Origin of the sequence: Novosphingobium sp. Gsoil 351, from assembly GCF_009707465.1 — a bacterium.
In the GTDB taxonomy this organism is placed as follows: Bacteria; Pseudomonadota; Alphaproteobacteria; order Sphingomonadales; family Sphingomonadaceae; genus Novosphingobium.
Map to the genome: position 1 here is coordinate 669,540 of NZ_CP046120.1, position 21,750 is coordinate 691,289.

Here is a 21,750-nt window from a genome sequence, read left to right on the forward strand (position 1 = left end):
TCACGGCCGCGCCTTCAACGCAAGACCGTGTTCAAAGCAAGCGTGGCTGCGATTCCCCGACCTGCGGCGCGAGGGCCTCGCGCAGCAGCGATATGGTAACGGCTTGCTTGCGCTCAAGACTCAGCCTGTCGATTTCGGCGACCACCCCCTCGACCGCGGCGTGACTGCGCTCAATCCGGGGCAGCAGCCATGTGGCCGCTCCCTCGCCCAGCACCAGCCCACGTCGCGCCGCGTGAGCGTCTATCAGCGCGGCCAGCATCGCATCGTCGGGCGTGCCAATCGAGAGCAGCAACGCAGCGCCTAGGCGCGAGGCGAGATCGGGCAGCGCGATCGTCCATTCCCCGGGCGGGCAAGATGTCACCAGTAGCAGTGGGGCAGCGCTCGCCTGCGCGCGGTTCCAGCGGTGGAACAGATCGTCTTCGGGAACGATGTCGGCATCGTCGATCGCCTCGCCGAGCCGATTCTCGACGAACCACCGCGCTAGCAGACTCTTTCCCGAACGCGGCGGCCCGGTGAGGATCGCGGTGCGGAATGGCCAATCGGCGGCGCGAGTGAATGCGTCGACCACAGCCGCGTTGGACGGCCCGATGACGATTCGAGCGGATTTGTCACTGTCTATGGTCAGGGGTAGTGCGAACTGGGCCACTTTAGTTCCGAACCAACTCGCTCATGTCGAGCGAAGTCGAGACACGCGCGCAGGTGTCTCGACTTCGCTCGACATCGACGGGCCTTGGGTATGCACCACGATCAGCGCCGGATGCTCAGCGCGCCGCCCCCTTGCGCCACCTGCCAGCCGCGCGCCTGGAGCGCAGCGCGCAAGCCGTCGGCGTCGCCGGCGAAACTGACCCGCATCACAGAAGTCCCGCCGATCGCGACGCTGGTGATGCTTGCCCCCTGCACGCCCGCAGCGCCGCGGACCGAACTCAGCCCGGCATCAACCGCTGCAGCATCTGGGGTGGCGAACTGGACGGTGATGCTCGAGATCGCCGCCACGGTCGGAACCGGCGCGGGGGTGACGCCCGGCACCGCAGACCCGACCGGCAAGTCCACATCGGGCACGACCTTCTCGATCGTCCCCAGGATGCGGTCGATCAGCGTCTGATCGATCGGCTGTTCGGCAAACAGTGAGGGATCGGGGCTGAGCGTGCCGCCCGCGAGTGCGCCTGCGTAGATTCCGTCCATCCGTGCGATCGCCTGACGCAGCATCGCGGGCAGAGCGGCTTCGCTCGGCGCGGTTAGGCTGAATTCGCCGAGGAAGCGGTTGTCCGGGCCATAGCGCGCGGTGAAAGTGCCCTTGACTGGGCCGCCCGGCCACTGCCGCTCTATCCGGGCGAGCGGCATGATCACGTCTGCCGCGCCAAACTGGTCGAGGATGTTACGCCACCAGGTGCGGCTGCGACGGTCGATTTGCCCGGCGGTGAGCAGCAGCGATTCGCCGCCTGCGCCGTTGGGGCGGACATAATCGATCGAGCTGTTGGCGGTCTGATACTCGGCCCAGGCGCGCTGCCACGGCGTGCGCACCTCGTACAGCGTCGCCGCGCCACCCGAATAGGTTACTGGAACGATCAGCAGCGGGGCCGAGCGTGAGCGTTCGCCGGTCATTCCCAAAACTTCACCTGCGCGCGCGCGGTCGAAGATCACCCCGAGGCTTGCGATATAGCGGTGCGGCCCCATCTGCTCGCGCTCGATGACGACCGCCGAGACCATCGAATCGATCGTGCCTTCGGCCAACGTGGGGACCTTGCCGGTGTGCCCGGTCTCTGTCCATAACTTGTCCCAGGCAAGCTTTTGAGCCTCTTTCCACCCTTTTTCGCGCGCTTCTTCGGCCGAACCGCCGGTGGTCTCGACGATGATCCCACTCACCTCGAAATCGCCATTGCTGGCAACCGGCGCTATGCCGCGTTCTCCTTCGACTTGCGCGAACAGGCGCAGCGAGAGGGCGGCTAGCAGCAACGCAGCCAGCACCGCGATTACGCGGCGCGCGGAAGGTGCGGGTACGACTGTAAGGGGGCGCGCGGCGGCCAAGCGAACTCCGGAAAAAAGCTTTGTTCTCGCCCAGCGGGCGCGGTGGCGGGGCTTTTGCCCAAAGGCGTGTGGAAATGAAAGCCGGAAAGCGGTAGGCGGCGCGCGCCATGCCATCGAACGCCCCCCCGCCCGCCAGCTACACTTATGCCAGGGCAGGGGTTTCGATCGCCGCGGGCAACGCCCTGGTCAAGGCGATCGGACCGCTCGCGAAGTCCACCGCACGCCCGGGGGCCGACGCCGAACTGGGTGGGTTCGGCGGGTTCTTCGATCTCAAGGCGGCCGGCTATTCGGATCCGCTGCTGGTTGCGGCCAACGACGGCGTCGGCACCAAGGTCAAGCTGGCGATCGACCACGACCGCCACGATGCGATCGGCATCGACCTGGTCGCGATGTGCGTCAACGACATGATCGTCCAGGGCGCTGAGCCGCTGTTCTTCCTCGACTATTTCGCCACGGGGCAGCTCGACAACGGCGTTGCGGAGCGTGTCGTCGCGGGAATCGCCGAGGGCTGCAAAATCGCCGGATGCGCGCTGATCGGGGGCGAGACCGCGGAAATGCCGGGGATGTACGCGGCGGGTGACTACGACCTCGCCGGCTTCTGCGTCGGCGCGGTGGAACGCGGCCAGCAACTGACCGGAGACCGGGTGTCGGCGCGCGACGTGCTACTTGGCCTCGCCAGCTCCGGCGTGCATTCGAACGGTTATTCGCTGGTCCGGCGGCTCGCCGAAGACCTCGGCTGGCGGATGAACCGGCCGGCGCTGTTCGACATGGATCGGTTGCTGATCGACACGCTGATCGAGCCAACCCGGATCTATGTGAAGAGTCTTCTGCCTGTAGTCCGCGCCGGACGGGTCCACGCCCTCGCCCACATCACCGGCGGCGGGCTGCTGGAAAACGTGCCGCGGGTGCTGCCCGATGGCCTCCACGCGCGGATCGATGCCCATGCTTGGCCCCAGCCGCGGCTGATGGCGTTCCTACAGGCGCAGGGCAATGTCGAGCCTGAAGAGATGGCCCGCACCTTCAACTGCGGCATAGGCATGGTTCTGGCGGTCGCGCCGGACGAGGCCGAGGCGGTTGCGCGCGATCTTGCGGCGGCGGGCGAAACGGTCTTCCAGATCGGGGAAGTGATCGCGGGGACGCGGGGTTGCACAGTCTTCGGCAGTATCGAGACCTGGAGCGGCAGGGGTGCGTGGGAAGCGACCCACCATGCCTAAAGTCCCGGTCGCGGTTCTGATTTCGGGCAGCGGGACCAACATGGCCGCCTTGCTCTATGCCAGTCGCATCGCCGAATGCCCCTACGAGATCGCGCTGGTCGGCTCGAACAACCCCGACGCCGCCGGGCTTGCGCTGGCCGCGGCCGAGGGAGTCCCCACCTTCGTCCTGCCGCACAAGGGCATGGCCCGCGCCGATCACGATGCGGCGATGGACAAGGCGATCCGCGCGGCGGGTGCACGGTTCGTCGCGCTCGCGGGGTATATGCGCATCCTGACGCCCGATTTCGTTGTCGCTTGGGACGGCCGGATGGTCAACATCCATCCCTCGCTACTGCCCAGATACCCCGGCCTCCACACCCACGAGCGTGCGCTCGCCGCTGGCGACACCAAAGCCGGATGCAGCGTGCACCTGGTCACTGCCGACCTCGATTCGGGTCCGTTGCTTGGCCAGACGCCGGTCGCCATCCTGCCCGGCGATACCGCGGAGACGCTGTCCGCGCGGGTGCTGATCGCCGAACACCAGCTCTATTCCCGCTGCCTCGCCGACCTGGTGACGCACGAGACCTCGCCCGCGCACCTCGTCGCGCAGGTCCGCGAGCGCGCGCTGGCTCTGCCCGAGGCCGACGAGGTGCTGAGCCACGGAATGCCGTGCTTCGGGGTCACCAAGGGCAAGAAATTCGCCTATGTCAGCCTCGACCACCACGGCGACGGCAAGACCGCGCTGCTGGTAAAGATCAGCGGGCTCGACGAGCAGCAGCAACTGATCGAGAACGACCCGGAACGCTACTACCGCCCAGCCTACTTCGGCGATTCCTGGATCGGGGTGCGCCTCGACATCGGCGGCAATGACTGGGACCACATCGGCGAATGGCTGGCGCGAAGCTGGCGCATGAGCGCACCGAAAAAGCTCACCGCGCTGATGGACATGGCTGACGCGTTCTAGGTTTCTGCCTCAGCCGACGATCTCTTCGGGCTTGAAGAAATAGGCGATCTCGATCGCGGCGTTCTCGTCGCTATCGCTGCCGTGGACGGTGTTGGCCTCGATCGATTCAGCCAATTCCTTGCGGATCGTTCCCGGAGCGGCGTTGGCGGGGTTGGTCGCGCCCATGATGTCGCGGTTGCGCTGCATCGCGTTCTCGCCCTCGAGCACCTGGACCACCACCGGCCCACTGGTCATGAACGCGACCAGCTCGCCGAAGAACGGGCGCTCCTTGTGGACCGCATAGAAGCCTTCGGCCTGATCGCGGGTCATGTGGATACGCTTGCTGGCGACCACGCGCAGCCCGGCTTCCTCGAGCATCTTGGTCACCGCGCCGGTCAGGTTGCGGCGGGTCGCGTCGGGCTTGATGATCGAGAAGGTGCGGGTACCGGCCATTTTGGTGAGTTCCTGATTTGAGCAACAAAGTTGCGCGCGCCCCTAGCGGGGATCATGCTGCACTGCAAGGTGAAGCGCCGCTATGGCCCCGGTCGCCAATTGCCGCCGTCCTGCACCCAGAACTTGCGCTCCACGCCATCGCGCTCGCCCAGCATGCGCCAGCAGCCCCGTGCGCCGTCTATTTCGGCGGGGCCGAACAGCAGAAACACTCGCTCGAAGCCCTCTAGCCCCTCGCGCCACGCCCCATCGGCCAGCGCGACGAACTTTGCCCCGTTGCGCGGCTCGGGACCGTCCGACAGGAGCACCGGCTGGCGCGAATCGTGCGCCCCGCCCGCCTCGCCATGCGCGAGAAAGCTCTCGGGCGCATGGCTCCACAGCGCTTGGGAAACCGCCACGCGCTGGGCTTCGTCAGCGCTTATCACCAGCATCTGCTCGCCCGCCTTGAGCGTGTTGGCCGCCAGCAGCGGGACCACCGCTTCGGCCGGATCGCGGCTTAGCTGGTAGAAATCGACCCGCATCACCCCTTCCCCCCGCGGCGGCAGCGCTCCGAGCAATACAGGACGCTATCCCAGTCGCGCTCCCACTCCTTGCGCCACGTGAACGGCAGGCCGCACGCCGCGCAGAGCTTGCTCGGCAGCTCCGACTTGCGGCGCATTTTCGGCATTATTTCTCCAGCGTATCGCGCACGAAGCGGTCCAGCAGGCGGACGCCGAAGCCGGTCGCGCCCTTGTCCCAGGTCGCGCCGGGTTTGTCCGCCCACACCATCCCGGCGATGTCGCAGTGCGCCCAGGCCACGCCCTTGTCGACGAAGCGCTGGATGAACTGCGCCGCGGTAATCGAGCCGCCAAACCGCGGGCCGACGTTCTTCATGTCGGCGATCGGGCTGTCGATCAGCTTGTCGTAGGCCGGACCGAGCGGGAACCGCCACATCTTGTCGCCACTCGCCTTGCCCGCGCTCAGCAGCGCCTCGGCCAGCGCATCGTCGTTGGAGAACAGCCCGGCATGCTCGCTGCCCAGCGAGATCATGATCGCTCCGGTCAGCGTGGCGAGATCGACGATCGTTGCGGGCGAGAATTCCTTCTGCGTCCAGGTGATCGCATCGCACAGCACCAGGCGGCCTTCGGCATCGGTGTTGATGACCTCGATCGTCTGGCCCGACATCGAGGTGACGACGTCGCCGGGGCGCTGCGCCGCGCCGTCGGGCATGTTCTCGACCAGCCCGCAGATCCCGACCACATCGGCCTTGGCCTTGCGCATCGCCAGCGCCAGCATGGTCCCGGCGACGGCGCCCGCGCCGCCCATGTCCCACTTCATGTCCTCCATCCCCGCAGCCGGCTTGATCGAGATGCCGCCGGTGTCGAAGGTCACGCCCTTGCCGACCAGCGCAGTCGGCTTGGCCGCTTGGGCGCCCTTCCAGCGCATCGCGAGGATGCGGGAATCACGCACCGAGCCCTGCCCGACCCCGAGCAGTGCACCCATCCCCAGCGCGGTCATCGCCGCCTTGTCGAGCACGGTGATTTCCAGACCCAGGCCCGCGAACCGCTTCTGGCAGCGCTCGACGAAGCTCTCGGGATAGATGATGTTGGCCGGTTCGGTGACCAACTCGCGGGTGAAGGCGACCCCTTCGGCAACCGCGGACTCGCTGGCCCATGCCGCCTCGGCCCCGGCGGGCGCGCCGATCAGCGTCACCTCCGCCAGCGTCGGCTTGTGATCGTCGGTCAGGCGGGTGCGATAGACATCGTGACGCCAGCCGCGCAGCACCGTGCCCAGGATCAGCGCGGCGGCTTCCTCCGCGCTGGCTCCGCTCGCGCCCAGATCATAGGCCACCGCAGTCTCGCCCGAGGTCAGGTATTTGGCGGTGACCGCCGCGCCCGCCCGCTCGAACGCGGCGAGCCTGCCGTCGGCGGCGGGGTCGCCGATGCCGACCAGCACGTTGCGTTTCAGCTCGCCGCCACCGCCCGCGAAGCTCTCGAACACCTGGCCGAGCTTTCCGGCGAAACGCGAGGCGCGGGCGGCGTCGGCGACACTCGCGTCGAGCCCGGCGGGCAGCTTGTCCTGCTCGACGACCTGGACGACGAGGCGCGGCGCGGCGGCGCCCTGGGCGGCAAACGATACCTTCATGGAGGAAGCTCCTGGAGAAAGGGGGACGGCCCGGAAAGCGGGCGGAATGGCGTTGCGATTAGTGCGGGGCGGTGCGATAGGCAAGCCATGCAACGGTCGCCGCGGTCCGCTCCGCAAGCCCAAATTTCAAGCTTGCGCGGGCTTGCTGTCGGCCTTGCGCTGGCCTGCGCGCTGCCCGCGCTGGCCTGGCCCTCGCTGGCCGTCGCGCAAGATGGTTCAGCCGCAGTCGACAAGGAAAAAGCGGAGTCTGACCCGCTCGGTGCGCGCAAGAGCGAGTCCTTTCCGGCACCAGCGCTGTCGCAACCCGCATCCCCCACCGCGACCGCGCCTGATGAAGAGCGGATAAACTTCGAGGCCGACCGCGTCGAATACGGCAACGATACCCAAATCGTGAACGCCACCGGCAACGTCGTGCTGGTCAAGGGCGACCAGTCGGTACGCGCCGACGGGGTCACCTGGAACCGCCAGAGCGGGCAGATCGTCGCCACCGGCAACGTCCGCGCGGTCGATCAGGACGGCAACCTCCTCCTGACCGACCGCGTCGAGCTGACCGACGAGCTGAAGGCGGGGATGATCGAGAACCTGCTGCTGGTGATGCGCGAAGGCGGGCGGATCGCGGCGGACAAGGGCCTGCGCGATGACGCCGGGCGGATCGTGCTGACCAACGCCGCCTACACCGCTTGCGCGGTCGAGGATTCGAAGGGCTGCCCGAAGAAGCCGAGCTGGCGGATCAACGCCGATCGGGTGGTCTACGATCCCGCCAAGCAGCGGGTGCGCTACGATCACGCCAAGCTTGAGATCTTCGGGGTCGCGGTTCCGTTGCCGTTCCTCGCGCATTCGACAAATGGCTCGGCCGGATCGGGGGTGCTACCGCCCTCGCTGCGCTTCTCGCGCTCCAACGGCGCGGAGATCGAGGGCGCCTATTATCTGCGACTGTCCGAATCGCGCGACGTGACCGTGTCGGGCCACGTCTATTCCGAAGTGCTGCCGATGATCGCGGCCCAGTATCGCGAGCTGACCGACATCGGCGCCTACCAGATTACCGGCTACGCCACGCGCAGTTCGCGCCTGCCGATCGATCAGTCCGGCGCAACCCGCCGCGACGATTTCCGCGGCGCGATCGACGCCAACGGGCGCTTTCAGTTCAGCCCAGAGTGGAGCCTCACAACCTCCACCCGGCTGACCACCGATCGCACCTTCCTACGCCGCTACGACATCAGCCGCGACGACAGGCTGCGTAACACGCTCCAGGTCGAGCGGATTGATCCCGGCAGTTACCTGAGTATCGCCGGATGGGCGACGCAAACGCTCCAGGTCGGCGTGAACCAGGGCCAGGTGCCGATCGCACTGCCCGCGATCGATTACCGCCGTCGCCTGACCGTGCCGGTGATCGGTGGCAAGGTCGAACTTATGGCCAATTCGTTGGGGATCATCCGCGGCGACGGGCAGGATAGCCAGCGCGCCTTTGCCGGCGCGCGCTGGGACTTGCGCAAGATCACCGTCGCCGGGATCGACGCGACGCTGACCGGGCTGGTCCGCGGCGATGTCTATCACAGCGACGAGAACCTCCGGACCGCCACCGCAGCCTATCGCGGCACGCCGGGTTGGCAGGCGCGCGGGGTCGCGCTCGCCGCGATCGACGTGAAGTACCCGCTGGTCGGCGGGTTTCTGGGCGGAACGCAGATCCTTACCCCGCGCGTCCAGATCGTCGCCAGTCCCCCGATCGACAACTTCGACATCCCCAATGAGGATTCGCGCGCGATCGAGCTGGAAGACACCAATCTGTTCGCGCTCAACCGCTTCCCCGGTTACGACCGGGTCGAAGACGGCAACCGCATCACCTATGGCCTCGACTGGCTGTGGGAGCGCCTGGAATGGCGGGTCAGTAGCACCGTCGGGCAAAGCTATCGCCTGACCGACAAGCCCACGATCTTTCCCAATGGGACCGGGCTGACCAGCCGCACGTCGGACATCGTCGGGCGAACCCAGGTGCGCTACCGCGAGTTCGTTTCGCTGACCCACCGTTTCCGTCTCGACAAGGACGGCTTCGCGGTGCGCCGCAACGAATTCGATGCCACGATTGGCAGCCACAAGACTTACCTGGAGCTGGGCTACCTACGGCTCAATCGCGACATTGCTGCGTTCGAAGACTTGCAGGATCGCGAGGAGCTGCGCCTAGCCGGGCGCGTGGCGTTCGCGAAATACTGGTCGGTGTTCGGATCGGGGGTGTTCAACCTGACCGACCGCAACGAAGACCCGTCGTTCACCTCCGACGGCTTCGAGCCGCTGCGCACCCGCCTGGGCGTCGCCTATAACGACGAATGCCTCGAGATGAGCTTCACCTACCGCCGCGACTTCGTCTCGACCGGCGACGCGCGCAAGGGCAACTCGTTCATCGTCCGCCTTGCGCTCAAGAACCTCGGATTCCGCTGAGCCTTGGCACCATTGGGCAAAGCCGCTATCGCGCGGCGGCGGCCGGTCCACTCAGCTTCGGTTAAGCCGCTCGGCAGCAGATCGCGGCCAGAACCGGGACGGGTATTCCCCATACCGCATGCACAGGAACGACCCTTTCGTGAGCCATAGCGTCCTTCGCCTTACTCCCGCCCGTCTGGCCGTCGCGGCCGGTCTTCTCGCCCTGGCCGGCGCCGCCGTCGCTCAAGACGCCCCGCAGCCCGCGCCCGTCGAAGCGCCAGCGCCCGAAGCGGGCACGACGGTCGCGGCGCTCAATCTTCCGCAGGGCCCAACCCAATTCCTCGCGCCTGACCCCAACGTGCGCCGCGCCACCGCCAAGGTGAACGGCGACATCATCACCGATACCGACATCAGCCAGCGCGTGGCGCTGGTTGTGGCGGCGAGCGACGCCAAGATCGGACCCGAGGAAATGGGGCGCTTGCGCCTGCAGGTGCTGCGCAACCTGATCGACGAAACGCTGCAGATCCAGGAAGCCAAGGCTGCCGAGATCGACGTCGACGAGGCCGAGGTCAACCAGACCTTCGCGCGCGTCGCCCAGCAGAACTTCGGCCAGAACCCCGCCGCGCTGGATGGCTACCTCACCAAGATCGGTTCGTCTGCCGCCTCGCTCAAGCGCCAGATCCGCGGCGAGCTGGCTTGGCAGCGACTGCTGCGGCGCAACGTCCAGCCGTTCATCAACGTCTCGGACGAGGAAGTGAACGAATCGCTCGAGCGGCTCAAGGCGGCCAAAGGCACCGACGAGTACCGGATCGGCGAAATCTTCCTGTCGGCGACCGACGACACCAAACCGGCGGTGTTCGAGAACGGCAAGAAGATCGTCGAGCAGATCAAGCAAGGCGGCAGCTTCGTCGCCTATGCCCGCCAGTTCTCCGAGGCTTCGACCGCCGCGGTCGGCGGCGATCTCGGCTGGATCAGGCTGGCCCAGCTCCCCACCGAACTGGCGACCGTGGCGGCCCAGCTCGGCGCCGGCCAATTGGCCGGTCCGGTCGAGGTTCCGGGCGGGTTCTCGATCCTCTATCTGATCGACAAGCGCCAGGTCCTAACCGCCGATCCACGCGACGCTGTGCTCAGCCTCAAGCAGATCACCCTGACCTTTCCCAAAGGCTCGACCCAGGCGTCGGCCACCCCGAAGGTGGTCGAATTCTCGCGCGGGGTGAAGGCGATCAAGGGCTGCGGCGATGCCGAAGCCGCCGCCACCGCGCTTGGCGCGACGGTCGTCGGCAACGACAACATCAAGGTCCGGGATCTGCCCGGCCCGTTGCAGGAAGCAATGCTCAAGCTCTCGCTGGGCGAGACCACCCCACCGTTCGGATCGGTCGAAGAAGGCGTGCGCGTGCTTATGCTGTGCGGGCGCGATGATCCGCAGGCGGGCGCCGGTCCGAGCTTCGACGAACTGATGTCGCAGATGGAAGACGAGCGCGTGAACAAACGCGCCCAGACCTATCTGCGCGACCTGCGCCGCGACGCGGTGATCGAGTACAACTGAACTGTGTGAACCGCGCGGCTCGCGCACGTTTCCGCGCGTCGAGGTTCTGCTAGGACGACGCTGTGCCGACCACCTTGCCCCCGCTGGCGCTGACGCTGGGCGATCCCGCCGGGATCGGGCCTGAGCTTGCCTGCGCGGCATGGCTCGAGCGAGGCGCGGCCCAGCTAGCCCCGTTCTTCGTCGTCGGCAGCATCTCGGTGCTGGCCGGGGCCGCCCGCACGCGCGGGTGGGACCTGCCGCTGCTGGCGATCGGCGAGCCTGCCGACGCCGCGGGGTGCTTCGGTGACGTCCTCCCGGTGCTCGACATCGCCGGGCTCGACTATGCACCCGGCGCTCCCAGCAAGGCAGGCGCGGAACTCGCCTTCCAATCGCTGGAGATCGCAGCGGGGCTGGTGCGCGGTGGCGCGGCGTCTGCGCTTGTCACCGCGCCCGTGGCCAAGTCCGAACTGGCGGCGGTGGGCTTTAGCCACCCCGGTCAGACCGAATACGTCGCCGAGCGGTGCGGCATCGCCGCACACAACGCGGTGATGATGCTCGCCGGGCCGAGCCTGCGGGTCGTGCCGATCACCGTCCATGCTGCGCTGGCCGAAGTGCCGCGCCTGCTGACCGCCGAACTGATCCGCGCCCGCACCGCGATCGCCGCGGCGGCGCTTGTCCGCGATTTCGGCATCGAACGCCCGCGGATCGCCGTGGCCGGGCTCAACCCTCATGCGGGAGAGAACGGCCGCTTCGGGCGCGAGGAAATCGACACCATCGCCCCCGCCGTCGCTCAGCTCCGCGCGGAGGGGATCGATGCCAGCGGGCCATTGGCGGCCGACGGGATGTTCCACGCCGAAGCCCGCGCGCACTACGACCTGGCTGTGTGCATGTACCACGACCAGGCGCTGATCCCACTCAAAGCTCTCGATTTCGACCATGGGGTCAACGTCACATTGGGCCTGCCTATCGTGCGCACCTCGCCCGATCACGGCACCGCGTTCGCGATCGCCGGAACCGGCCGCGCCCGCGTCGGCCCGACACTGGCGGCGATCCGCATGGCGGGCGACTGCGCCGCGCGGCGGGCGGCGGCTTGACCCCACTGCCCCCCTTGCGCGAGGTGATCGCGCGCCATGGCTTGTCCGCGAGCAAGGCCCTTGGGCAGAACTTCCTGCTCGACGAGCAGCTGCTGGATCGGATCGCAGCGATCCCCGGCTCGCTTGGCGGAAAACAGGTGCTCGAGATCGGCCCTGGACCCGGCGGCCTCACCCGCGCGCTGCTCCGCGCCGGGGCGCACGTCACCGCGATCGAGATGGACCGCCGCTGCCTGCCCGCGCTGGCCGAACTGGGCGAGGCGTTCCCGGGCCAGCTTCGCGTGCTGGAGGGCGATGCGCTCAAGCGCGATCATGGCATCGAAGGCCCGTTCCACATCGTCGCCAACCTGCCCTACAACGTCGGTACCGCGCTGCTGGTCGGCTGGCTCGGCGGAGAGAGCTGGCCGCCGCAGTGGGCCTCGCTGACGCTGATGTTTCAAGAAGAAGTCGCCCGGCGGATCGTCGCCGCGCCCGATACCTCCGCCTATGGCCGGCTGGCGGTGCTCGCCCAGTGGCGGGCCACCCCGCGATTGGCGCTCAAGGTCCATCGCAGCGCCTTCACCCCGCCACCCAAGGTGATGAGCGCGGTGGTCCACATCGTTCCCTCAGCCATGCCCGAGGGGGTTTCGGCACGCGTCCTCGAGCGCTTGACCGCGGCGGCGTTCGGTCAGCGCCGCAAGATGCTGAGGCAGAGCCTAAAGGGGATCGACGGGGCGCTGGCGGCGCTCGACGCCCGTACCATCGCCTCCGACCGGCGCGCCGAAACGCTGAGCGTTGCCGAGTTCGTCGCGGTCGCGCGGGCCCTGACGCTCTGAGCCGTGGCGATGGCCGCTGCCCAGCCTGTGACCGGCTACAAGCCAGGCTCCCCCCGCGAACGCGCGGTTTCCGCGTTCCTTTCGGCGGCGATCATCGTCCTCGCGGCGCTGCTGGCGATCTATCAGACCGGCGCGGTCGCCAAATTCGGTAAGGGCGTCAGCCTGACCGCATTCGACGTCGCGTCCACGGGATCGGCGCCAAAAGCCGCGCAGGCCGTCCCCCAGAAGATTGAAAAGGCGAGCAAAACCGACTCTCGCCCCCGTTCGCCGATGCCCAAGCCAAGGATCACGATTCCCAATCCCCAGGCTCCCACCAACGAAGATTTCGGCGTTCCGGGCTTCATCCACCTGACCCGCGCCGAGATGAAGGCGGCCGACATCGGCAACCGCAAGGGCGCCAAATCGGGTACCGCGCTGGCCGAGGGCAACGGCGATAGCGCCGCGCCCGGTTCGGGCGACGGCCCGGGCGGCGCTCGCCTTTACAACCCCGACTGGTTCCGCGAGCCTACCTCCGCGCAACTCGCCGGCTATTTGCCCAAGCGCAATCCTGGCGAGGGCTGGGGCATGATCGCGTGCCAGACCGCCGAGCGCCACCGGGTGGAGAATTGCGAGATCCTGGGCGAATCGCCAGGCGGATCGGGCTATGGCCGCGCCGTCCTCGATGCCGCCTGGCAGTTCCAGGTCATCCCGCCGCGGATCAACGCCAGGAGCCAGATCGGCGCCTGGGTCCGCATCAAGATCACGTACAGCGAACGCGGCGCCCGCGCTGGCTAGCCCTGGGCTTTCTTCTTCTGTCGCCAGGCATGAAGCAGCGGTTCGGTGTAGCCGTTGGGTTGTTCGACACCTTTGAAGACCAGCTCGCAAGCGGCTTGAAATGCAACGCTTTTGCCGAAATCCCGAGACATCGGCTCATAGCTCGGGTCGTCGGCGTTCTGGGCATCGACTTTGGCCGCCATCCGCTGGAGCGCGGCCATCGCCTCGTCGCCGGTGCATACCCCGTGGAGCAGCCAGTTGGCCATGTGCTGCGAAGAGATCCGCAGCGTCGCGCGGTCTTCCATCAGCCCGATGTCATTGATGTCGGGCACCTTCGAGCAGCCGACCCCGGCGTCGATCCAGCGCACGACGTAGCCCAGCAGCCCTTGCGCGTTGTTGTCGAGCTCGTCTCGGATTTCGCTCGGTGACCAGTTGATGCCATCCGCCAGGGGTATCGCCAGCAGATCGTCTAGCGGCGGAATACCGCGCTGTTCGACCTCGCTCTGGCAACCGAATACATCGACCTGGTGATAGTGCAGCGCGTGGAGCGTCGCCGCGGTGGGCGACGGCACCCACGCGGTGTTGGCTCCGGTGCGCGGATGGGCGATCTTTTCGACCAGCATTGCGTGCATCCGGTCGGGGGCGGCCCACATCCCCTTGCCGATCTGCGCCTTGCCCGAAAAGCCATGCCGCAAAGCGATGGCGACGTTGCGCTTCTCGTAGGCGTCGATCCACTTGGTCTGCTTCATCGCGCCCTTACGGATCATCGCGCCGGCCTGCATCGAGGTGTGCATCTCGTCGCCGGTGCGATCGAGGAAGCCGGTGTTGACGAACACCACACGGTCGCGAACCGCGCCGATGCACGCAGCGAGATTGGCCGATGTGCGCCGCTCCTCGTCCATCACCCCGACCTTGACCGTGTGCCGCGACAATTCTAGCAGATCCTCGACTGCATCGAATAAGTCGTTCGTAAACGAGCATTCTTCAGGCCCATGCATCTTCGGCTTGACGATGTAGATCGATCCGCACCGCGAGTTGCGGAAGCAGCCCAGCCCGGCGAGGTCGTGCGCGCCGATCGCGCTGGTCACGACCGCGTCCATGATCCCTTCGGCGATTTCCGAACCATCGGCGAGATGGATCGCCGGGTTGGTCATCAGATGGCCGACATTGCGCACGAACAGTAGGCTACGCCCCGGCAGCGTGAATGGGCTGCCATCAGTCCTGGTGAAGTCCCGGTCGGGTTCTAGCGTGCGGGTCTGCTCGACACCACCCTTCGCGAAGCTGGCGGTGAGATCGCCGCGCATCAGCCCGAGCCAGTTGCGGTAGGCGCGCAGCTTGTCCTCGGCGTCGACCGCGGCAACCGAATCCTCGAGATCGACTATCGTGGTCAGCGCGGATTCCAGAACAATGTCGGCGATCCCGGCGCGGTCGGTCGCGCCCACCGGGTGGCTCGGATCGATCACGACTTCAATGTGCAAGCCATTGTTGGCGAACAGCAAACTGTTCGTGCTCCGCCCCAGAAACTGCTTCGGATCACACATCCGCTGCAAGTCGCCGCCATCCCACGTGGCCCAATCGCCGTCCCCTTCCAGCGGGATCGCCAGATCGAGGAACGCCCGCCCCGCCGCTACCACCGCGGCGCCGCGCGCGGCGTCGTAGCCCTTGCCTTGCGCCGCCGGGGCGTCGGGCAGCGCGTCGGTTCCATACCAAGCGTCGTAGAGGCTGCCCCAGCGCGCGTTGGCGGCGTTAAGCGCGAAGCGTTCGTTGAGCGAAGGCACCACCAGTTGCGGCCCTGCCAGCACTGCAATCTCGGGGTCCACGTTCTGGGTGCCGATGACGAAGTCGCCTGGCTCGGGAACTAGGTAGCCGATCTGCTCGAGGAACACCTGGTAGGCCGCCGGATCGTGCGGTTTGCCCTGGCGGTCGCGATGCCAACCGTCGATCTGCGTCTGGATGGTATCGCGCTTGGCCAGCAATGCGCGATTGCGCGGCGCGAACCGACCGCAAAGGTCTGCAAAGCCTTGCCAGAACTTCGCCCGATCGCGCCCGAGCGGGGCCAAGACCTCGTTTTCGATGAAAGCGGCAAGCCGCGTATCGACCTGCATTCCGGCGCGTTCGACAGTCTCGTTCATACCACCTCGCCTATCCGCGACGCCGCGTGGGCGGACGGCGGACTTGTCTGTGCTGCCCTGGGGAGGAACGCCGCGCCTATGGCCCAAGCCCGCGCGGTTGGCAACGCCGCGGAGGTTGGGCTAGAGCCGGTTGCAGATGCAACAGCTTTCCCCCACCGAGGCCGCGCTGGTCGCCGCCATCGACCCCGCGCCGATGCCCGCCCAGGTCGAGGCGTGGAGCGCGATCAACAGTGGCACGCGCAATCTGGCCGGGCTGAAGAAGCAGGCCGAAGCCCTGGCGGAGGCGTTTTCCAGCCTGCCCGGAAGCCTAGAGCTGGTCGATCCCACCCCGGTCGAAGCGGTCGATGCCAGCGGATCGGTCCAACCTCTCGCCCACGGCCGCCACCTGGTGCTTCGGGTCCGCCCGCAGGCGGACCGGCGTATCCTCTTGACCGGTCATATGGACACCGTCTTCGCCGCCGATCACGCGTTCCAGACGCAACGCTGGATCGACCCGGAAACCCTGAACGGCCCTGGCGTAGCGGACATGAAGGGTGGGCTGGCCGTGATCCTCGCCGCGCTGACCGCCTTCGAACGCAGCCCGGCGGCCGCCGGGCTAGGCTACGACGTGCTGATCAATTCGGACGAGGAGACCGGCTCGCTCTCCTCCGCCTCACTGATTGCCCTGCTCGCGCAAGGCAAGGCCGCGGCGCTGACGTACGAGCCGTCCGCTCTGCCAGATGGCACGCTGGCGGGCGCGCGCGGCGGCAGCGGCAACTTCTCGGCGGTGGTGACGGGGCGTTCGGCTCACGCCGGGCGTAATCCGGGGTGGGGCCGGAACGCCATCGTGGCGGCGGCCGATCTCGCGCTGCGGCTCAAGGCGATGGAAAGCGCCAGCCTCTCGATCAACCCCGCGCGGATCGAAGGCGGGAGCGCGAACAACGTCGTGCCCGACCACGCCATCGTCCGCTTCAACATCCGCCCGCGCGAGACCGTGGACGCCGAGCGGTTCGACCACGCGATTTACGGCGTCTGCCGCGAAGTCGAACTCGAACACGAGGTCGGCGTGCGCCTTCACGGCGGGATCACCCGGCCGCCCAAGCCGCTGACCCGCGAAGCCGAGAGCCTGTTCGAACTCGTCCGTGACTGCGCCGCGGCGCTGGGCCAGAGCATCGCCTGGCAGACGTCGGGCGGGGTTTGCGACGGCAACAACATCGCCGCATGCGGGGTGCCGGTGGTCGATACGATGGGGGTGCGCGGCGGGGCGATCCATTCGGACGAGGAGTACCTGATCGTGCCCTCGCTGACCGAGCGCGCGGCCATATCGGTCGCCGTTTTACACCGTCTCGCGGGAGGAGAATGACCGTGCCCTTCCGCATCCGCGCCGCGAGAACCGCCGACCTCCAGCCGCTCTACGAGATGGCCAAGCTGACCGGGGGCGGCTTCACAAACCTTCCCCCCGATCGCAAGGCGCTGACCGCCAAGCTCGCCCGCTCGGCCGACGCCTATGCTCGAAGTGACCATAAGTTCTGTGATGAACTCTTTGTAATCGTTCTAGAAAATGCCGAAACCGTCGAAGTCCGAGGTACCGCCCAGATGTTCACCCGGGTGGGCGAGGCGGCGCCGTTCTACAGCTATCGCATGGCCACCCTGACCCAGCACTCGAAGGAACTGAACCGAACCTTCCGTGCGGAAATGCTCAATTTGGTGACCGATCTCGAGGGATCGAGCGAAGTCGGCGGGCTGTTTCTTCACCCCTCAGAGCGTGCTGGCGGGCTCGGCCTGCTGCTGGCGCGCAGCCGCTATCTATTCATCGCCATGCACCGCGCGCGGTTTGGTGACCGCATTCTGGCGGAACTGCGCGGGGTGATCGACGAGCGTGGCGGATCGCCGTTCTGGGACGGGGTTGCCGGGCGGTTCTTCGGGATGAGCTTCCAGGAGGCCGACTATTTCAACGCGATCAACGGCGGCCAGTTCATCGCCGACCTGATGCCCAAGCACCCGGTCTACATCGCGATGCTGCCGGAAACTGCGCGCTCGGCGATCGGGCTGCCCCACCCGTCGGGCCGGGCGGCGATGCGCATGCTCGAGGCCGAGGGGTTCGCCTACGAAGGCTACGTCGACATCTTCGATGGCGGCCCGACGATGACCGCCCGCACCGACAAGGTCGAGAGCATCGCCAACGCAAGATCCGGCACGCTTGCCGATGTCGGCGATGCGACGGCCAAGGGCCTAGTCGCGACGGGTCACTTGGCCGAGTTCCGGTGCTGCTTCGGCCGGATCGCCGAGCACGACGGGGCGGTAACGCTCGACCCGGAGAGCGCCGCCACGCTCGGCGTCGCGCCGGGCGACACCGTCTGGTGGATCGCGCGGTGACGTCATGACGCTAACCGAGATCAACTTCGACGGGATCGTCGGACCAAGCCACAACTATGCCGGGCTGAGTCTGGGCAATCTGGCCGCCACCGCCAATGCCGGCACGCTGTCGCACCCGCGCGCGGCGGCACTCCAGGGACTGGAGAAGATGCGCGCCAACCGGGCGCTGGGGCTCGAGCAGGGTTTCCTTCTACCCCTGCCCCGCCCCAAAGCGTCGTTTCTGGAGGCGCTCGGTCAGCCGGACGAGCCGGCTCTGAAGGCCACGGCGTGGTCGGCGTCGGCGATGTGGACCGCCAACGCCGCGACGGTCTCCCCCGCGCCTGATACGGCAGACCGGCGCTGCCACTTCACCGCGGCCAACCTGGCGACGATGGCGCACCGCTCGATCGAGTGGCCCGATACCGCGCGCCAGCTCCGCCTTGCCTTCGCCGATCCGCGCCATTTCGCGCATCACGACGCGATCCCCGCGTGTTACGGCGACGAGGGCGCAGCCAATCATATGCGCATGGCCGCAAGCCACACGGCCCCGGGGATCGAGATCTTCGTCTACGGGCGCAGCGGAGGCGCCTTTCCCGCGCGCCAGCATGAGCAGGCCAGCCGGGCGGTTGCCCGGCTTCACGCGCTGCCCGTGGACCGTGTCCTCTTCGCCGAACAGGATCCCGCCGCCATCGCCGCGGGCGCATTTCACAACGATGTCGTCGCGGTCGCCAACGAACGGGTGCTGTTCGCGCACGAACAAGCATTTGCCGATCCCGCAACACTGTTCGCGCAAATCCGCGAGCGGTTGCCCGAGGCGGAAATCGTGATCGTGCCCGCCGCGGCGGTCACCCTGGCCGAGGCGGTGGCGAGTTATCTGTTCAATGCCCAGCTCGTCACCCTGCCGGGCGACGGAGGCATGGCGCTGATCGTCCCGCTCGAAGCCTGGAGTGCGCCGAAAGTGCGCATCTGGCTTGAGGCCATGCTGGCGGGCAACGGCCCGATCCGCCAGGTCATCCCGGTCGATGTCCGCCAGTCGATGGCTAACGGCGGCGGCCCGGCGTGCCTGCGGCTGCGCGTCGTCGCCGATCCCGCGACGGTCGATCCGCGCTTCCTGCTGAGCGACGCGAATGCCGCGACGATCGCCGCGGTCGTCGCGCGGCATTGGCCCGAACAGATCGATCCAACCGATCTGGGGAACGGTGCGCTGGCCAGCGATGTTGTCAGGGCACGCGGGAAGTTATTGGAAGCGCTTGATTTGGATGAACTAATTTGATCTCCGTAAGCGTCGGTCCAATTGACAACCGGTCGCCGGGTTAACCATCGCCTTGCGCGGCGCGGCTGAACTGGCATGATGGTTGCGAAGCCAAGAGTTAACGCTGAGGTACGCATGCTCACCAAGATCGGCCGCTTGTTCCAGATCAAGACGCGCTTCGAGGCGTTCCTCATCATTTACGCGCTAGCGCTGGGTGCGGTGCAGCGCGGCAGCGTCTATCTGACACAGTATCCAGGGTTCGGCGGCAAGCTGCTGTTCCTAGCCTGCACTGGCGCGGTGTTCATGGCCGGGGCCAAGATGCTCGACTGCCTCAAGCACGAAAAACGCCTCGCCGCCGCCGGTACCGCCGAATAGCGAAAGGCCCGCGATGGGCCCCGAAATTCGCTTCGAAAACGTCACCCGCCGCTTTGGCTCGGTAACCGCGGTGGATGCGGTCGATCTCACAATCGCGCCGGGCAGTTTCGTCGCGCTGGTCGGCGAATCGGGATCGGGCAAGTCGACCCTGTTGCGCGCAATCAACCGGCTCGACGAGGGTGCGGCGCGCGCCGGGCGGGTTTTCATTGGCGGCGACGATACCGGCGCCGCCCCGCTGACCGCGCTGCGGCGCCGGATCGGTTATGTTTTCCAGTCGATCGGCCTGTTCCCGCACATGACCGCGGCCGCGAATGTCGCGGTTGGACGCCGCGCGCGCGGCGAGGATTTGAGCGCCGCTGAAATCGCCGCATTGCTCGATCAGGTCGGGCTATCCACCGATTTCGCCAGCCGAATGCCGCGCGAGCTATCGGGCGGTCAGGCACAACGCGTCGGCATCGCCCGCGCGCTGGCGATCGAACCCGAAATCCTGCTGCTCGACGAGCCGTTTGCTGCGCTCGATCCGGTCACCCGCGACGCACTGGGCAAGACCGTGCGCGCGCTCCACGAAACGCGAGGGCTCACCTCGATCCTCGTCACCCACGACATGGCCGAGGCGATGTTGCTGGCTGATCGGGTGATCGTGCTCGCCGCGGGCGGGATCGTGGCAGATGCCACCCCCGCCGACCTGGCCTCAGGACGGGGCGGAGCAGTCGCCGAGGCGCTGGTCGCGGTTCCGCGCGAGCAGGCCCGGCGGATCGCCGAGCTGGGCGAATGAGCCGGTTCGGGACCACGCTATGGGGACTGCGCGACGAGTTGGCCGCGCACCTCGTGCTCTCGTTCGCCGCGCTGGCGCTGGGTATCGCAATCGCGCTGCCGCTGATCGTCGCGGCGGCGCGCAACCCCCATGCCGCGCGCGTCGCGCTGGGGCTGGCGAGTCTGGTCCAGACCATGCCTGCGCTGGCACTGCTGGCGCTGTTCTATCCACTGCTGCTCTCCCTGTCGGTCTTGGTCGGCGGCGGCATCCCGGCGCTCGGCTTCCTCCCCGCGCTGCTGGCGTTGGCGCTCTATGCGGTGCTGCCGATCCTCCACAACGGCGTCGCCGCCCTGCGTGGGCTCGATCCGGCGGTGCGCGAGGCGGCGGATGCGATGGGGCTGACGCCGGGGCAGAAATTGCGCTGGATCGAGGCTCCGCTGGTCGCACCTCTGGTGCTGGCGGGCATACGCACCGCCGCGGTGTGGACCGTCGGCGCTGGGCCCCTGGCGACTACCGTGGGAGCGACCAGCCTGGGCAACCCGATCTTCGCCGGACTCCAGACCCAGGACTGGGTGCTGGTGTTGGCCGGGTGCGCTGCCGCGGCGGGGCTGGCGCTGGCGACCGACGGGGTGCTGGTGCTGGTCGAAAGGGGTGTCGCCCAGCGCCGCCCCGCCCTCGCCTGGCTAGGTCTCGCGCTGGTCGCGCTGGCGCTCGGCTGGGCGCTGGTTCCGGCGCGCGCCGAGCAGCGTCCCACCCTGGTCGTCGGCGCCAAGAACTTCTCCGAACAGTACATCCTCGCGCGCCTGATCGGAACGCGGTTGGATGAGGCCGGGTTCGCGGTCAGCTATCGCGAGGGCCTCGGTTCGGCGGTGGTGTTCAAGGCGCTGGAGAGCGGGGACATCGACGTCTACGTCGATTACGCCGGAACGTTGTGGACCAGCGAGCTGAGGCGCACCGACTCCCCTGCCCCCGAGGCGATGCGGGCCGGACTGGCAGCCTATCTGACCAAGCCCGGCGGGGCGCGGCTGCTGGGGACGCTGGGGTTCGAGAACGCCTATGCGTTCGCGATGAAGCCCGATGTCGCCAAGGCGCGCGGCATCGCTTCTCTGCAGGACCTAGTCCGCGCTGCGCCCGATCTGACGCTCGGCACCGACCTCGAGTTCCTCGACCGCCCCGAATGGCGCGCGGTCGAAAGCGCCTACCTGCTGCGATTCCGCCAGAGCAAGCGTTACAGCCCGACCTTCATGTACCGCGCACTGGCGAGCGACGACGCCGACGTCATCACCGCGTTCAGCTCCGACGGACGGATCGCCGCCGATGGCCTGACCGTGCTGAGCGACCCCTCTCGCGCCATTCCCAACTACGATGCGCTGCTGCTCGTCTCGGGCAAGTGTGCCGCCGACCCGCGCTGCTTCGCCGCCTTGCGCCCGCTGATCGGCCGCATCCCGGTGGCGGCGATGCGCGAGGCGAATTACCGGGTCGATCGGGACGACGCGAAGCAAACCCCCGAATCTGCCGCAAGCTGGCTCGCGACAACGCTGGGACTGGCGCGCTGAGGCAAAAGGTTGCATC

Annotated in this window: 20 protein-coding genes; 13 read left to right on the top strand and 7 right to left on the bottom strand. The window is 67.5% G+C overall.

The window, feature by feature from the left end; all coding sequences use genetic code 11:
• Positions 1 to 31: 31 nt before the first annotated feature.
• On the bottom strand, positions 32 to 646 hold the full coding sequence (locus GKE62_RS03155) for an ATPase (RefSeq protein ID WP_154690974.1): 615 nt from the start codon (positions 644 to 646) through the stop codon (positions 32 to 34).
• Positions 647 to 747: 101 nt separating this feature from the next.
• The gene (locus tag GKE62_RS03160; protein WP_230206885.1) at positions 748 to 2,025 is read right to left on the bottom strand and encodes a heavy-metal-associated domain-containing protein; all 1,278 of its coding nucleotides are present in this window, start codon (positions 2,023 to 2,025) and stop codon (positions 748 to 750) included.
• A 107-nt stretch (positions 2,026 to 2,132) separates the two neighbouring features.
• Here GKE62_RS03160 and purM point away from each other — a divergent pair, with 107 nt between their 5' ends.
• On the top strand, positions 2,133 to 3,239 hold the full coding sequence (purM, locus tag GKE62_RS03165; RefSeq protein ID WP_154690975.1) for a phosphoribosylformylglycinamidine cyclo-ligase: 1,107 nt from the start codon (positions 2,133 to 2,135) through the stop codon (positions 3,237 to 3,239).
• Complete coding sequence (purN, locus tag GKE62_RS03170) at positions 3,232 to 4,182, top strand: phosphoribosylglycinamide formyltransferase (protein WP_154690976.1); 951 nt, start codon at positions 3,232 to 3,234, stop codon at positions 4,180 to 4,182. Before purM ends, purN begins: the two co-directional genes overlap by 8 nt.
• Before the next feature lie 9 nt (positions 4,183 to 4,191).
• Here the strand turns inward: purN and ndk are convergent, their stop codons facing one another.
• The 4 genes from ndk to GKE62_RS03190 all read right to left on the bottom strand — a co-directional run bounded on the left by ndk (position 4,192) and on the right by GKE62_RS03190 (position 6,735).
• Positions 4,192 to 4,614, bottom strand: coding sequence for a nucleoside-diphosphate kinase (gene ndk / locus GKE62_RS03175; RefSeq protein ID WP_154690977.1), 423 nt, complete (start codon positions 4,612 to 4,614; stop codon positions 4,192 to 4,194).
• Positions 4,615 to 4,694: 80 nt separating this feature from the next.
• A complete protein-coding gene (locus GKE62_RS03180) occupies positions 4,695 to 5,132 on the bottom strand; it encodes a DNA polymerase III subunit chi (protein WP_154690978.1) in 438 nt (145 codons plus the stop codon).
• A complete protein-coding gene (locus tag GKE62_RS03185; protein WP_154690979.1) occupies positions 5,132 to 5,278 on the bottom strand; it encodes a DUF2256 domain-containing protein in 147 nt (48 codons plus the stop codon). Before GKE62_RS03185 ends, GKE62_RS03180 begins: the two co-directional genes overlap by 1 nt.
• Positions 5,278 to 6,735 carry a leucyl aminopeptidase gene (locus GKE62_RS03190; protein ID WP_154690980.1) on the bottom strand — a complete coding sequence of 486 codons (1,458 nt, stop codon included), beginning with the start codon at positions 6,733 to 6,735 and terminating at the stop codon, positions 5,278 to 5,280. Before GKE62_RS03190 ends, GKE62_RS03185 begins: the two co-directional genes overlap by 1 nt.
• An 87-nt stretch (positions 6,736 to 6,822) precedes the next feature.
• Between GKE62_RS03190 and GKE62_RS03195 the strand changes: the two genes are divergently transcribed.
• The 5 genes from GKE62_RS03195 (at position 6,823) to GKE62_RS03215 (ending at position 13,352) form a co-directional block, all read left to right on the top strand.
• On the top strand, positions 6,823 to 9,168 hold the full coding sequence (locus GKE62_RS03195; protein WP_154690981.1) for an LPS-assembly protein LptD: 2,346 nt from the start codon (positions 6,823 to 6,825) through the stop codon (positions 9,166 to 9,168).
• Positions 9,169 to 9,286: 118 nt separating this feature from the next.
• Entirely contained in the window at positions 9,287 to 10,693 is a 1,407-nt protein-coding gene (locus tag GKE62_RS03200; protein WP_154690982.1) for a peptidylprolyl isomerase, read from the top strand.
• A 62-nt stretch (positions 10,694 to 10,755) separates the two neighbouring features.
• Positions 10,756 to 11,766, top strand: a complete 1,011-nt coding sequence (gene pdxA / locus GKE62_RS03205; protein WP_154690983.1) for a 4-hydroxythreonine-4-phosphate dehydrogenase PdxA — start codon at positions 10,756 to 10,758, stop codon at positions 11,764 to 11,766.
• Entirely contained in the window at positions 11,763 to 12,578 is an 816-nt protein-coding gene (rsmA, locus tag GKE62_RS03210) for a 16S rRNA (adenine(1518)-N(6)/adenine(1519)-N(6))-dimethyltransferase RsmA (RefSeq protein ID WP_154690984.1), read from the top strand. Before pdxA ends, rsmA begins: the two co-directional genes overlap by 4 nt.
• Positions 12,579 to 12,581: 3 nt before the next feature.
• Positions 12,582 to 13,352: a hypothetical protein gene (locus tag GKE62_RS03215; protein ID WP_230206887.1), complete on the top strand. Its 771-nt coding sequence runs from the start codon at positions 12,582 to 12,584 to the stop codon at positions 13,350 to 13,352.
• Here the strand turns inward: GKE62_RS03215 and GKE62_RS03220 are convergent.
• The gene (locus GKE62_RS03220; protein WP_154690986.1) at positions 13,349 to 15,463 is read right to left on the bottom strand and encodes a malate synthase G; all 2,115 of its coding nucleotides are present in this window, start codon (positions 15,461 to 15,463) and stop codon (positions 13,349 to 13,351) included. The genes GKE62_RS03215 and GKE62_RS03220 overlap by 4 nt on opposite strands.
• A 136-nt stretch (positions 15,464 to 15,599) precedes the next feature.
• Between GKE62_RS03220 and GKE62_RS03225 the strand changes: the two genes are divergently transcribed.
• From GKE62_RS03225 to GKE62_RS03250, 6 genes are all read left to right on the top strand, one after another.
• Positions 15,600 to 16,805 (top strand): hydrolase, encoded by a 1,206-nt coding sequence (locus GKE62_RS03225; protein ID WP_154690987.1) that lies wholly within the window; start codon positions 15,600 to 15,602, stop codon positions 16,803 to 16,805.
• 2 nt (positions 16,806 to 16,807) lie between these two features.
• Entirely contained in the window at positions 16,808 to 17,818 is a 1,011-nt protein-coding gene (locus GKE62_RS03230) for an arginine N-succinyltransferase (protein ID WP_154693532.1), read from the top strand.
• 4 nt (positions 17,819 to 17,822) lie between these two features.
• Entirely contained in the window at positions 17,823 to 19,070 is a 1,248-nt protein-coding gene (locus tag GKE62_RS03235) for an N-succinylarginine dihydrolase (protein WP_154690988.1), read from the top strand.
• 114 nt (positions 19,071 to 19,184) lie between these two features.
• Complete coding sequence (locus tag GKE62_RS03240) at positions 19,185 to 19,424, top strand: hypothetical protein (RefSeq protein WP_154690989.1); 240 nt, start codon at positions 19,185 to 19,187, stop codon at positions 19,422 to 19,424.
• A 13-nt stretch (positions 19,425 to 19,437) separates the two neighbouring features.
• Complete coding sequence (locus GKE62_RS03245) at positions 19,438 to 20,199, top strand: ATP-binding cassette domain-containing protein (RefSeq protein ID WP_154690990.1); 762 nt, start codon at positions 19,438 to 19,440, stop codon at positions 20,197 to 20,199.
• Entirely contained in the window at positions 20,196 to 21,734 is a 1,539-nt protein-coding gene (locus tag GKE62_RS03250; protein ID WP_154690991.1) for an ABC transporter permease/substrate-binding protein, read from the top strand. The genes GKE62_RS03245 and GKE62_RS03250 overlap by 4 nt, the downstream gene beginning before the upstream one ends.
• The last annotated feature ends 16 nt before the right edge of the window (positions 21,735 to 21,750 follow it).